We start from the raw sequence: 12,286 nt of genomic DNA, 5'->3' as shown, positions 1-12,286 counted from the left end.
GGGCAGGCCCTAGATGTGCGTCCACCCGCCGTGGGCGAGGAGTCCGATGGGGCCCGCCGCGAGCAGGGCGGCGAGCACCGTCCCCACCGAGCCGCGGTTCCGCCGGCCCGTGAGCAGCAGCATGACGCCGGACGGGAAGGCGAAGACGAACACCGGCAGCGGGATCAGGAGGTACGGGGCCGAGCACACGGCCTCGATCGCGAGTTGCAGCCAGCCGACGGTGAGGCAGGCGCGCCGGAACCCCGGCTCGCGTGGTACGGCCAGGGGCAGCACGGTCGCCCCGAGGAACCCGGAGAACAGGCCCCAGAACCACGCACCGGCGTTCCCCCACCACAGGCCGTCAGCGGCCCACGGCAGCCATGCGACACCGGCCAGCGCGACGAGCACCCGTCCGCTGGGCCTGACCCGACCCCGCACGGGCTCGGCCCGCGGTGCACCCGACCGGTCGACGAACTCGGCCTCGACCGCATAGCCGGGCTGCGCCGGCAGTGACTCGCTCATCCGATACCCCCGAGCACGATTTGAACGTGTTCAATGACTTGAACGCGTTCAACTTAGCGCTCCGACCCTCCCGGCGAAAGCCCGGGGGTACGGGTCGTCGCTACCGCCCCGGCAGGGTGCAGCTCACCTGCCAGCCCGACGGGCCGAGCGGGCCCGAGGTCAGGGTGCCCCCGTGGGCGGTGGCACGGGCCGCCAGGCCGGCCAGGCCGGTACCGCCCGCGCCGGGTCGGCGGCGCAGCCGGGGCCTGCGGGTGGCCGGCCCGCCGGTGTCGCCGACGGTCACCCGTACCGCGCGGCCGTCCGGCTCGGGGGCCACTCGGACCGTCACCGCGGTGGCCTGCGGGGCGTGGCGGCGGATGTTGGTGAGGGCCTCCAGGACGACGGCGTACGCGGTGGCCTGGGCCTCGGCGGCGAGCAGTCCGACGGCCTCCGGGGCGAGGTCGACGGTGGCGCGCGGGCCACCCGTCGTACCGAAGCGGGCCACCAGCTCCGGTAGGTCGGCCAGGCCGACGCGGCGGGTGGTCCCGGCCGTCGCCTGCTCCTCGCGCAGCGCGCCGACCATCTCGTCCATCGAGTCGAGCGCGCGCAGCCCCGCCTCCTCCAGGCGGCGCAACAGGGCGGCCGTCTCCACCGGTTCCTGGCCCGGGAGCTGGCCGGCCTGGGCCTCCAGCACGATGCCGGTGACCTCGTGGGCGACGAAGTCGTGCAGCCCGCGGGCGACTTCGAGTCGCTGCTCGCGCCGCGCCCGGTCGACGGCGCGTTCCCGCCGGGCGTCCAGGACCCGCAGGTAGAGGCCCGCCCCGGCGACCCCGAGCACGGGCAGCAGGGAGAACAGCACGGCGACCACCGGCCCGGCCGCGCCGCCGTGCGGCGTCCGGAGCGCGAACCGCAGCGGAAGCGCCACGGCCGCGAGTGCGACCGCCCCGCCGATCGGCCCGGCCCAGCGGTCGGGCAGCCGACGGACGGCCCGGAACAACACCCCCAGCAGCGCCAGCCATTCGAACGGCAGCCAGAACGCGGGCAGCCGATAGGGCCCCGGGTAGCCCAGGTCGAGCAGCAGCGAGGCCGCGGCCACCGCGCCGGCCGCCGCGGTGAGCGTGACCCGGCCGAGCGGCCACGGCAGCAGCGCCACCGCGGCGGCGAGCGCGGCGGTCAGGGCGGGCAGCAGGGCCGCAAGGCGGTCCCCCGGATGCGCGAGCACGACGGGCGCGAGCAGCAGCAGGACGGCGCCGACGGCGGGCCACCGGCGGGGCCGGGCAAGGCGGGACAGGGGGTCGGTACGCACACCGCCGAGCCTACGGGCAGCTCTCCCGGGGGAGGCGGGCTCCTCCCCGCGAAGGAGACAACTCCCCTCCCCAGCGGGAGGTTTGCCCGGGCCTCGCGGGCCAGACTCGATCCCGTCGGTACAACCACCGCAGCTGAGGACGAACCATCATGAACCGTCGACTCGCCGTCGCCGCGACCACGCTCTGCCTCCTGGCGGCGACGGTCGCCACCGCCGCCCCGGCCTCCGCCGGGGAGCCCGCTCCCACCGGTGCGTCGGCCGCCGCCCAGCAGGCCGCCGCGGCAGGGCCCGGGCCGGCGAGCCTGCGCGGCAGCGCCGGGGCGGTCCTCGACTCCAGGTTCGCCGGCTTCGCGGGCGACCCGGTGCGGTTCGGCGTGGACGCCCGCGCCGACGGCGCCACCGGGGCGACCACCCGTGGCCACTTCCACGTCCGCCATGTGCACTCGGACGGGCGGCTGGTCGCCGACTTCGAGGGTGACATCACCTGCCTGGCCGTCGGCGGGCACGAGGCCGTCGCCACCGGCGTGGTCACCAAGGGCGAGGCGCCCTGGTTCCCGGGCCGGTCGCCGGTCGGGCAGAAGGTGGCGCTCTCGGTGGAGGACAACGGCCGGCATGGGGACCGGATCGGCTGGGTCTGGGGCTTCTTCGGCCAGCCGGTCTCGGACTGCCAGGGCACGGTACCTTTCATCCGCACGACCAGTGGCGACTTCACCGTGCGCGGCTGACCACCGCCGACCAGGGCCTTCCGGTGCCCGACCGGGCCGGGGCGTCACCACCCGCCCGATCCGCCGGACCCCTGGAGGCCCCGATGCTCCCCCACCACCCGACCCCGCCCGGGTCGACCGAAGCCAGCGCGGGGTTCAACGACCCCACCGGGGAGGGCCGTTGAACCCCGCGCCCGAACAGCCGAGACCCGATTACGCCCGACTCGCCGCCGTCGGCCCGTACTTCGCCCTCGACACCGACCCCACCGGCCCGCCGCCACCCGGCTTCCGCCCGCTGCCCGAGCTGTACGGCACCGGCCCGGACGCGCCGCTCGCAGCCCGGATCCGGGTGGTGGCGCAGCGCCTCGGCACGGCCGAACTCCGGGTCGCCGCCTCGATCCTGCACCTCGGGCTGGCCGCCCGCTTCTGGTCGGTGGGCATCGGCGCGGCCGTCCTGCTGGGGACGGTCCCGACGCTGGAGCACGCCTGGGTGCGGATACCGGACCAGGGGCCGATCGACCTCTGGACGCCGCCGGAACCGGTCCGCCTCGCCTCCGGGGACCTCGTCGATCAGCTCCACGATGCCGTCCTGATCGGCCAGTTGGAGCCACTGGCCGCAGCGGTGCGCGCCGCCGTGCCGCTCTCGGCGCGCCTGCTGCGCGGCAACGCCGCCTCCGCGCTGGTCGGCACGCTCCGGGTACTGGAGCCACACGCACCGGGCCCGGCGCGGGAGTTGGTCGCGCAGCTGCTGGACCGCCCGCCGTTGAAGGGCTCCGGCACGCTGCTCGCCGGCCCGCGCGGGGCGGCGTTCCGACGGACGAGCTGTTGCCTCTACTACCGGATCGGTCCGGGTGCCGGGCTCTGCGGGGACTGCTGCTTCACCCGGCCACCGGCCCGGCGGCAGCGGAACCACTAGGGTCCGTCCGGAGGATCAGAAGCGGACCGGCCCGCGCCCGGCTTGTCCAAGGCCGGGTGCGGGCCGCTGTTCCCCACCCGACGCGATGCCCGTGGCGCCGGGTGAAGCCTTCGGGGTCCTACGGTCGGACGGTCCTCAGACCGCGACCGCCTCCTCCATCTCCTCCTCGGCCTCCGCCGGCGCCTCCACCGGACGGCGCCCGCGGCCCTCGTACATCGCCGCCGCCACCAGGGCCGCGCCGCCCAGCAGCAGCCAGACCACCAGGGTCAGCACGTGCCCGCCAAGGCCGGCGCCGCCGTCGAAGTACATGATGCTGCGCGCGCCCTCCAGGTAGCCGGCGCCGGTCCAGAAGCCGTGCAGGGTCCCGAAGAAGCCGTTCTGCAGCTCGGGCCGGTAGATGCCGCCGGAGGAGGTGAAGTTGAGCATCACGAACAGCACCATCAGCGCGAGCGTGGTCCACTTCTTCAGGAAGCTGTGCAGGCCGATGCCGATCAGGACGATGCCTGCGGAGTAGAGCCAGCCGAGGGCCCAGATCGCGGCGTAGTCGTGGTCGACGACGTGGAAGACCGGCCCGGCGGTGACGATCCCGATGATGCTGACCACCAGCGAGACCGCCACGCCGACCAGCGCCCGGATCCGCAGGCTCAGTCCGGCACCGGCGGCGCCGATCGCCGCGACGCTGGCGTAGGAGCCGATGCTCAGCGCGACCAGCAGGAAGAACAGGCCCTGGCCGGTCGGGTCACCCTTGGCGAGGGTGGTGAGGTCGGTGACGTGCAGCGGGACGCCCTGCTTGTCGGTGACGTTGGTGAACACCGCCGTGGCGGCCACCACCGAGGTGTCCGAGTTGCCCTTGGCCACGATCAGCTCGGGGCTCTTGGCGTCGGGCACGAAGGCGCCGACCAGGTCGCGGTCGCGCAGCTGCTGCTCGGCGGTGGCGCGGTCGTCGACGGTGCGGACGTCCAGCGCGTCGCCGGCCTTGCCCTGGATCGCCTGGGCCAGGCCGTGCGCCTGGGGGCCGGCCCCGACCACGGCGACCTTGAGGTGGTTGGGCTCCGGCTGGTGGAAGGCGCCCTGGTAGGCGAGGGCCATGCCGAGGCACATCAGCAACGGGGTGAGCAGGTGGACGGCGAGGTGTTTGAGCGAGTGCCCCAGGGTGGGCGCTGCGGCGGTGGTCTGGGGTGTGCTCATGGCGTTCGTACCGTCCTCCGGCGAATCTTCCGATCAAGGTGGCAAATACAACCAATGCAGGTGGTAAATGCAACCATCTATGGATGTAGCTTACAACTATCTGACAGCGATCGGAAGCCGGAGCCACTCCCCGGGCCGTCCGGCGCCCGCCGGGCGGCCTGCTGAAAGGCCTACTGGAAGGCCCGCCGGAAGCCCGCTCAGCCCAGCTCGAACACGCCGTACGAGAAGCCGTCCGCCCGCAGCTCGCCGTCCACCACCCGCACGCCCTGCACCTCCAGCGGCCGCGCAGCACCCCCGCCGAGACCACCGAGACCACCGAGACCGCCGAGTACGTCCGCCACCCGGACCACCCCCGGCTCCCGGCGCGGATTCACGGCCACCAGGTACCGCCCGGACCGGGTGTACACCAGCGGGTACCCGGCATGCCGCACCTCCACCCCGCCGGACGTGCCCAGCCCCGGGTGGGCGCGGCGCAGCGCGATCAGCCGTCGGACGGTGTGCAGCAGCGAGGTCGGGTCGGCGCGCTGGGAGAGCACGTCCGGGCGTCGCGGGTCCGGGTCCAGCGGCAGGTAGCAGCGCTCGGGCGCCGCGGCGGAGAACCCGGCCGAGGGTCCGGGCGTCCACTGCATCGGGGTCCGTGAACCCGCCCGGTTGTAGCGCGGCCCGAGCACACTGCCCTCGACGTCCGGCAGCCCGGGCAGGTAGCGCATGCCGATCTCGTCGCCGTAGTACACCGCGGGCAGGGTCGGCCAGGTGAACAGGAAGGCGAAGGCGGGGGCGAGTTGCTCGCCGGAGCGGGGGCCGGCGGCGAGCCGGGAGAAGTCGTGGTTGGCGGTGGGCAGGACGATGTGCCCGTTGCCCTCGGTGAGTTCGGCGGCGGAGCGCCAGGCGTCCAGGAAGGTCTGCGGGGTGCCGCGCCCCTCGGCCTCGAAGTAGCACGGGCCCTGCTGCCAGAACTCCTCGACCGTCCCGCCGCCGTTGTTCCACAGCGAGCGCAGTGGAAGGCCGTGGTCGTCCCCGCCGAAGTGCAGGAAGAAGTCAGCGTGGAACCCGGCCGAAACGGCGGCGGCGGGCTCGCCCCACTCGGCGAACAGCGCGGCCCGGGGGTGGGTGCGGTCCAGCCAGTCGCGCAGTTCGGTCCACAGCTTGGCGGTCTCGACCCGGCCCGGGTCGTCCTTGACCAGCGAGTACGCCATGTCCACCCGGAAGCCGGCCACGCCGAGGCCCAGCCAGTGCGCCATGATCTCGCGCAGCGCCGCCCGGTTGGCGCGCGGGCCCTCGGCGTCCACCGGCTGGCGCCAGGGCTCCTCGGAACTTCCGCGCGCGTAGCCGAAGTTGAGTGCGGGCTGACAGTCGAAGAAGTTCGGCCGGTACCAGCCCGGGCGGCTCCCGGGCGAGGCGACGAAGCCGTCCACCTGCCGGTCCGACCAGATGTAGCGGTGGTCGGCCGGGTCCTCGGCCGCGGCCAGGAACCAGGGGTGGCGGTCGGAGGTGTGCCCGGCGACCAGGTCCAGCAGGATCCGGATGCCCTTGCGGCGGGCGGCCTCGACCAGCGCGGCCAGGTCCTCGGTGCGGCCGTAGCGCGGGGCGGGGGTGAGGTAGTCGGTGACGTCGTATCCGGCGTCGCGGAAGGGCGAGGCGAAGCAGGGGTTGAGCCAGACGGTGTCCACGCCGAGCCAGGAGAGGTGGTCGAGGTGCTCGGCGATGCCGGCGAAGTCGCCGATGCCGTCGCCGTCGGAGTCCGCGAAGGTCTGCGGGTAGATCTGGTAGAGGACGGCGTCGGCCAGCCAGTCGGGGCCGGGGCGGGTCGAGGTCATGGGGTGGGTCCTCCTACCGGGTCCGGGGGCCGCGCGGGCCGAGAGCCGAGGGGCCGGGCTGAGCCGGGTGCCACCGATTCTCGTCCAATCCCGGCCGTCCCGACAGCCCTCCTCGCACCTTCACGGAAACACCGCCGTACCCGCCCGCGCCCCACCGCCCCCTCCGGAGAAGCCCCGCGACGCCCCGCTATGCCCCGCTATGCCCCTGCCGCGCAGGCCCGGGTGAACTCCCTGGCCCGCCGGGTGATCTCCGCCCAGTCCCCCGCCTCGACCGCCGCCGGCGGCACCACGTCCGTCCCCGCGCACACCGCGAGCGCCCCCTGCGCCAGGAACTCGGCCGCGTTGCCCGCGTTCACCCCGCCGGAGGCCACCAGCGGCACGTCCGGGTACGGGCCGCGCAGGTCCTTGAAGTAGCCGGGGCCGAACGACCGGGCCGGGAAGATCTTGACGGCCGCGGCGCCCAGGTCGACCGTCCGCGCCACCTCGGTCGGGGCGAGCGCCCCAGCACCACCGGCACGTCGCGGGCCCGCGCGGCCTCCGCGACTTCGGGCCGGAAGCCGGGGGTGACCAGGAAGGACGCGCCGGCGTCGATCCCCCGCTCGGCCTGCTCGGCGGTCAATACCGTCCCGACCCCGACCCGCCAGCCCGCCCCGGACGCCCGGACCAGATCCTCCGTCACATTCGGTGTGGTGTAGGTTAATTCGGTGAATCTGATGCCACCCTCGGCGAGCGCGGCGCACAGAGCGGCGGCGTCCGGGATCCGGGGCGCGCGGACCACCGCGATCACCGGGTCGTCCCACAGCTCGGAAAGATGGTTCATCGAGCCACAGTTCCTCGATCGGTGCGGCGCAGGGCACGCCCCGGCCGGGCGCCGGTGGTGCGACCCTGACGGACGACGGCGGTGCCGTTGACGTACACGTACTCGATCCCCTCGGCGGGCAGCCGGGGTTGCTCGAAGGTCGCGGCGTCCCGGACCCGCTCGGGGTCGAGGAGCACCAGGTCCGCGTGGAAGCCGGGGGCGATCCGGCCGCGTCGGTCCAGTCCCAGCCGGGCGGCGGGCCGGCCGGTCATCCGGGCGACCGTCTCCTCCAGCGTGAGCACGCCCAACTCCCGGCTGTAGTGGCCGAGGTAGCGCGCGAAGGTGCCCCAGGCCCGCGGGTGCGGCCGGGCGCCGACCAGCAGCCCGTCGCTGCCGACGGTGTGCGCCCGGTGGCGCATGACCGCCTGGACGTTCTCCTCGTGCCCGACGTGCTGGAGGACGGTGGTGCCCAACTCGTCCTGGCGCAGCAGGTCGAGGAAGGCCTCCGTCCCGCCGTGCCCCCGCTCGGCGGCGAGTTCGGCGACGGTCCGGCCGACCGCCCCCGCGAGCCGCTCCGAGCGGACGCCGGAGATCTGGATCGTCGTCCAGTCGGCGACCACGCCGTGGCAGCCGTCGCTGCCCTGCTCCTCCATCGCGGACCGGATCCGCTCGCGGTCCGCCGGGTCGGCGAGCCGGGCCAGGGTCGCGGCCGGTCCGCCCTCGGTGGCCCAACTCGGCAGCAGGGCGGCGAGGGTGGTGGAGCCGGGTAGATAGGGGTAGCTGTCCAGGGTGAGGTCGATGCCGTCGGCGAGCGCCCGGTCGGCCAGCTCCAGCAGCTCGCCGGCCCGGCCCCGGTTGACGCCGAAGTTCATCGTGGCGTGGGTCAGGTGCAGCGCGCAGCCGGACCGCCGGGCGATCTCCACCATTTCCGCATAGCCCTCCAACGCCCCCTTGCCGTAGGAGCGTTGATGCGGCGCGTGGAAGCCTCCGTAGGCCGCGACGACGGTGCACAGCTCGACCAGTTCGACGGTGTCCGCGTACATCCCGGGGGTGTAGCTGAGGCCGCTGGACATGCCGACCGCGCCGTCCTGCAGGCTCTTCGCCAACTCCTTCCGCATCCGGTCGAGTTCGGCCGGTGTGGGCGGGCGGTTCTGCCAGCCCATGACGAGCATCCGCAGCGAGCCGTGCGGGACCAGGTAGCAGGCGTTGACGGCGGGCCCGGTGCGGTCGATCCGGTCCAGGTAGCCGGCGACGTCGTGCCAGTCCCAGTCGAAGTCCGCCGGATCGCCGTTCCAGCCCGCCAGTTGGCGGCGCAGCGCGGGCAGGGTGGCGTCGTCCACCGGGGCGTAGGACAGGCCGTCCTGGCCGAGGACCTCGCAGGTGACGCCCTGGGTGACCTTGACCGGGTGCTCGGGTTCGAGCAGCAGGGCGAGGTCGGAGTGGGCGTGCATGTCGATGAAGCCGGGGGTGAGCACCAGCCCGTCGGCGTCCACCGTCGACGGCCCGTCCAGGCCCGCGCCGATCTCGGCGATCAGCCCGTCGGCGATCCGTACGTCCGCGCGGTAGCGCTCGGCGCCGGTTCCGTCGACGACCGTCGCCCCCTTGAAGACCGTCGCCTCCTTGAAGACCGTTGCTCCCGCCGCGGGTCTCTCCCCCTCCGCCATCAGAAGAACGTCCTGACCAGCCCGGTGATCTTCGGCTCGGCCGCGTCCGCGGAGTCCAGCACCGGGATCGCCGTCCACTTGTCGAAGGCCGTGCACGGGTGCGAGACGCCGAGCCGCAGCACCGCGCCGAGCGGCGCGAGGTCGCCCGCCTCGCGGAGGAAGGCGTGCTGGTCGTTGAGCGCGGTGATCCGCGCCGCCGTACCCGCCAACTCCGCTCCGCCGCGGACCCGTTGCGGCTCGGGCAGGCCGTCGTCGAAGGGCAGGTCGCGCTTTCCCGCGTCCAGCAGCGCCAGTTGCGGCTCCGGCCGGGAGGCCACCCGGGCCCAGCCGTGCAGCGCGCCGCGGAACGGGGTGTCCCCGCCGCCCCGGGCGAGCGGCGAGATGCCCCGGTAGAAGCCGTCGTCGTGGGCGATGTACGCGCCGGAGCGCAGCACCACCAGCGCCTCCGGCAGGGCGGCCAACTCCTCGACCACCAGGTCGAAGTAGGCGCTGCCGCCGGCCGACACCACCGGTGGCACGCCGTCCGGGTAGGCGCCGGCGAGGCGGCCGTGCAGCTCGCCGAGCGCCTTCAGGTAGCCGCGTACGGTGGCCAGCCCCTCGGCTGTGGCGTCGTGTGCGAGGGCGCCCTCGTAGCCGCCGACGCCGGCCAGCCGCAGGGTGGGCGCGCGCAGCACGGCGGCGGCGACCTCGACGGCCGCGTCCACGCCGCGCGCGCCGGTCCGCCCGCCCGGGCCGCCGAGTTCGACCAGCACCTCGACCGGCCGTTCGGCCCCGGCGGCGCGCAGCGCCTCGTCCATCAGCCGTACGCCCTCGGTGGAGTCGGTCCAGCAGAGGAAGGCGAAGCCCGGGTCCGCGGCCAGTTCGGCGGCGAGCCAGGCGAGTCCGGCCGGGTCGAGCAGGGTGTTGGCGAGCAGGATCCGCTGGACGCCGAAGGCGCGGGCGACCCGCACCTGCGGCAGGTTGGCGAGGGTGATGCCGTGGCTGCCGGCGGCAAGTTGGGCCTGCCAGAGTTCGGGCGCCATGGTGGTCTTGCCGTGCGGGGCGAGGGCGACGCCCGCCTTGGCGCACCAGTCGGCCATGGTGCGGACGTTGTGGTCGAGCGCGGCGCCGTCGAGGGTGAGCAGCGGGGTGCCGAGCGAGGAGAGGGTGGGCCCGGTGGCGAGCCAGTCGCGGACGGTGTGCCCCCAACTCTCCGGCGGGGCGGCCTTGAACCGCCAGTCGAGGGTCTCGTCGGCCAGGGCCGCCACCGCCCCCTCGGCGATCCCGGGCCCGGCCGCACTGCTCGCGAAGGCACCGCCGCCCACCGGGCCACCGTCGCCTGCGAAGGTCTGCTCCACCGTCTTCCTCCATCCGCCATGTTGCAACATATGCAACGAGGGTTGCACATGCTGGCAACACGGTTCTAGCATCGGCGCCGGATCACGGTCAACGGAACCGACTGCCACGAGGAGCCCCGCAGATGCCGCGACAGGACACCCCGGGGCCCGATCGCGCCGGTCCTCCCCCGACGGCCGTGTGCGTGGGCGAGTCGATGGCCGTCCTGCTGCCCGACCGCCCGGGCCCCCTGGAGGCCGTGGAGAACTTCCGACTGTCCGTCGGCGGCGCGGAGTCCAACGTGGCCGGGGCGCTGGCCGCGCTCGGCGTGCCGACCGCCTGGATCAGCCGGGTCGGTGACGACGGCTTCGGCCGCCGACTGCTCGCCGCGCTGCGCCGCCGCTTCCCCTCTCCCGCCACCGTGGTGGTCAAGGACGCGGCCCAGGTGGTCACCGCCCTGGAGCGGGACGGCACTGCGGTCGCCGAACCGGCCCTGGCCGTCGAGGTGGTGGAGGCCACCGGCGCGGGCGACGCCTTCGCGGCCGGCTACCTGGCCGGCACCGTCCGCGGCCTGGACCAGCGCAGACGGCTGCGGCTCGGCCACCTGGGCGCGGCCTGCGCGCTGACCGGCCACGGCGACCAGGCCGAGCTGCCGCCCGCCCCGGTGGTGTCCGCGCTGCTCGACGCCTCCCCGGCCGACTGGGCCACCACCCGGGTCACCACCGAGGGCATCACCTCCCCGGCCCTGCCCTCCGGGCGGGTCCGCATCTCGGCACAGGCCGGGCCCCGGTCCGGGACACCAGCCGATGCGGCCCGGGCACAATGAGCACGAACCGCAGTCACCCGACCGGAGCCCGAGCCCGATGAGCCAGACCGTCTCCCGCGCACTGCGCATCCTCGCCCAGCTCGGCGAGGGCGAGCGCTCCCTCGACCAGCTGGCCGAGGTCCTCGGCGTGCACAAGACCACCGTGCTCCGACTGCTCCAGAGCCTTGAGGAGGAACGGTTCGTCTACCGCGACGCGGCCTACCGCTACCACCTCGGCGCGGGCCTGTTCGCCCTTTCCGGCCTCGCCCTGGAGCAGCGCGGCATCCGCCGGATCGCCGCCCCGCACCTCGCCGAGCTGAACTCCGCCACCGGCCAGACCGTGCACCTTGCGGCCTACGAGGGCGGCGAGGTGGTCTACATCGACAAGTTCGACTCCCGCCACCCGGTCAGGATGTACTCCCGGATCGGCCTGCGCGCCGCCCTGCACAGCGCCGCCGTCTCCAAGGTGCTGCTGGCCGATCTCCCGCTGCCCGAGCGCCGCCGGGTGGTGGCCGGGATCGACTTCACCCCGCACACCGAACGCACCCTCACCACGCCCGAGGCGCTGCTCGCCGAGCTGGAGAAGGTGGCCACCCAGGGCTGGGCCCAGGACCACGCCGAGCACGAGGCCTTCATCAACTGCGTCGCCGCCCCGATCCGGGACGCCAGCGGCCGGGTCGTCGCCGCCGCCTCCATCTCCGTCCCCGACGTCGTCCTCCCGTACGAGCAGGTGCTGGACCTCCTCCCGCAGCTGCTCGCCACCACCCGCGCAGTCTCGGCCGACTGCGGCCGCCCCGACCACAACTGACGTACCGTCATAGAATGACAAGGAGCCCCATGCCCCCCGCCTCCTCCGGCAAGCTCGAGATCCGCACCGACGGCGCCCCCGCCCCCGCCTGGATGTTCTCCCAGGGCGTCCGCAAGGGCCCGATCCTGCAGGTCTCCGGCCAGGGCCCGCAGGACCCGGCGACCGGCGAGTACCTCCACCACGGCGACGTGAAGACCCAGACCCGCCGCACCCTGGAGAACGTCAAGGCCATCGTCGAGGCCGGCGGCGCCACCATCGAGGACGTGGTGATGTTCCGCGTCTACCTCACCAAGCGCGCCGACTTCCCGCTGATGAACGAGGTCTACGCCGAGTTCATCGAGGAGAACATCGAGCCGGGCGGGGTGAAGCCCTGCCGCACCACCGTCTTCGTCGAACTCCCCCAGGAGCCCATGCTGGTGGAGATCGACGCCCAGGCCGTCGTCGCCTGACGCGGCAGCACCCCCGAGGACCCGGACGCCACCACG

At 74.3% G+C, this 12,286-nt stretch carries 11 protein-coding genes and 1 pseudogene; 5 read left to right on the top strand and 7 right to left on the bottom strand.

The annotated features are described in order from the left end of the window. Positions 1–9 precede the first annotated feature (9 nt). Positions 10–501 (bottom strand): hypothetical protein, encoded by a 492-nt coding sequence (locus ACIG5E_RS23950; RefSeq protein ID WP_396536420.1) that lies wholly within the window; start codon positions 499–501, stop codon positions 10–12. A 100-nt stretch (positions 502–601) separates the two neighbouring features. Next, positions 602–1,786, bottom strand: a complete 1,185-nt coding sequence (locus ACIG5E_RS23945) for a sensor histidine kinase (RefSeq protein WP_396536418.1) — start codon at positions 1,784–1,786, stop codon at positions 602–604. Between the two features lie 149 nt (positions 1,787–1,935). On the opposite strand from ACIG5E_RS23945, the gene ACIG5E_RS23940 reads away from it, so the two are divergent. Continuing rightward, positions 1,936–2,511 (top strand): hypothetical protein, encoded by a 576-nt coding sequence (locus tag ACIG5E_RS23940; protein WP_396536416.1) that lies wholly within the window; start codon positions 1,936–1,938, stop codon positions 2,509–2,511. A 160-nt stretch (positions 2,512–2,671) separates the two neighbouring features. Continuing rightward, positions 2,672–3,406, top strand: coding sequence for a (2Fe-2S)-binding protein (locus tag ACIG5E_RS23935; protein WP_396536414.1), 735 nt, complete (start codon positions 2,672–2,674; stop codon positions 3,404–3,406). 135 nt (positions 3,407–3,541) lie between these two features. Here ACIG5E_RS23935 and ACIG5E_RS23930 read toward each other — a convergent pair whose 3' ends face one another. From ACIG5E_RS23930 to ACIG5E_RS23910, 5 genes and pseudogenes are all read right to left on the bottom strand, one after another. Beyond that, positions 3,542–4,594 (bottom strand): hypothetical protein, encoded by a 1,053-nt coding sequence (locus ACIG5E_RS23930; protein WP_396536412.1) that lies wholly within the window; start codon positions 4,592–4,594, stop codon positions 3,542–3,544. Between the two features lie 197 nt (positions 4,595–4,791). Continuing rightward, positions 4,792–6,411 (bottom strand): alpha-amylase family glycosyl hydrolase, encoded by a 1,620-nt coding sequence (locus ACIG5E_RS23925; RefSeq protein WP_396536410.1) that lies wholly within the window; start codon positions 6,409–6,411, stop codon positions 4,792–4,794. 197 nt (positions 6,412–6,608) lie between these two features. Beyond that, positions 6,609–7,231: pseudogene (locus ACIG5E_RS23920) on the bottom strand (bifunctional 4-hydroxy-2-oxoglutarate aldolase/2-dehydro-3-deoxy-phosphogluconate aldolase). Beyond that, complete coding sequence (locus ACIG5E_RS23915) at positions 7,228–8,874, bottom strand: amidohydrolase family protein (RefSeq protein WP_396536408.1); 1,647 nt, start codon at positions 8,872–8,874, stop codon at positions 7,228–7,230. Before ACIG5E_RS23915 ends, ACIG5E_RS23920 begins: the two are co-directional and overlap by 4 nt. Beyond that, complete coding sequence (locus ACIG5E_RS23910) at positions 8,874–10,211, bottom strand: amino acid deaminase (RefSeq protein WP_396536406.1); 1,338 nt, start codon at positions 10,209–10,211, stop codon at positions 8,874–8,876. Before ACIG5E_RS23910 ends, ACIG5E_RS23915 begins: the two co-directional genes overlap by 1 nt. Before the next feature lie 122 nt (positions 10,212–10,333). Here ACIG5E_RS23910 and ACIG5E_RS23905 point away from each other — a divergent pair, with 122 nt between their 5' ends. The 3 genes from ACIG5E_RS23905 to ACIG5E_RS23895 are packed head-to-tail and all read left to right on the top strand — an operon-like array spanning position 10,334 to position 12,250. Continuing rightward, positions 10,334–11,014, top strand: a complete 681-nt coding sequence (locus ACIG5E_RS23905) for a PfkB family carbohydrate kinase (RefSeq protein ID WP_396536404.1) — start codon at positions 10,334–10,336, stop codon at positions 11,012–11,014. Between the two features lie 37 nt (positions 11,015–11,051). Further along, the gene (locus tag ACIG5E_RS23900; protein WP_396536402.1) at positions 11,052–11,801 is read left to right on the top strand and encodes an IclR family transcriptional regulator; all 750 of its coding nucleotides are present in this window, start codon (positions 11,052–11,054) and stop codon (positions 11,799–11,801) included. Positions 11,802–11,830: 29 nt separating this feature from the next. Beyond that, positions 11,831–12,250: a RidA family protein gene (locus ACIG5E_RS23895; RefSeq protein ID WP_396536400.1), complete on the top strand. Its 420-nt coding sequence runs from the start codon at positions 11,831–11,833 to the stop codon at positions 12,248–12,250. Positions 12,251–12,286: the final 36 nt, after the last annotated feature.

Source organism: Kitasatospora sp. NPDC053057, assembly GCF_044546945.1.
Taxonomy (GTDB): domain Bacteria; phylum Actinomycetota; class Actinomycetes; order Streptomycetales; family Streptomycetaceae; genus Kitasatospora.
This window is presented reverse-complemented; position numbering and strand designations above follow the sequence as displayed.

Coding starts and splice junctions, on each gene's coding strand:
- ACIG5E_RS23925 (WP_396536410.1), bottom strand. CDS start 6,411: ATGACCTCGACCCGCCCCGGCCCCGACTGGCTGGCCGACGCCGTCCTC.
- ACIG5E_RS23905 (WP_396536404.1), top strand. CDS start 10,334: ATGCCGCGACAGGACACCCCGGGGCCCGATCGCGCCGGTCCTCCCCCG.
- ACIG5E_RS23940 (WP_396536416.1), top strand. CDS start 1,936: ATGAACCGTCGACTCGCCGTCGCCGCGACCACGCTCTGCCTCCTGGCG.
- ACIG5E_RS23895 (WP_396536400.1), top strand. CDS start 11,831: ATGCCCCCCGCCTCCTCCGGCAAGCTCGAGATCCGCACCGACGGCGCC.
- ACIG5E_RS23915 (WP_396536408.1), bottom strand. CDS start 8,874: ATGGCGGAGGGGGAGAGACCCGCGGCGGGAGCAACGGTCTTCAAGGAG.
- ACIG5E_RS23900 (WP_396536402.1), top strand. CDS start 11,052: ATGAGCCAGACCGTCTCCCGCGCACTGCGCATCCTCGCCCAGCTCGGC.
- ACIG5E_RS23950 (WP_396536420.1), bottom strand. CDS start 501: ATGAGCGAGTCACTGCCGGCGCAGCCCGGCTATGCGGTCGAGGCCGAG.
- ACIG5E_RS23930 (WP_396536412.1), bottom strand. CDS start 4,594: ATGAGCACACCCCAGACCACCGCCGCAGCGCCCACCCTGGGGCACTCG.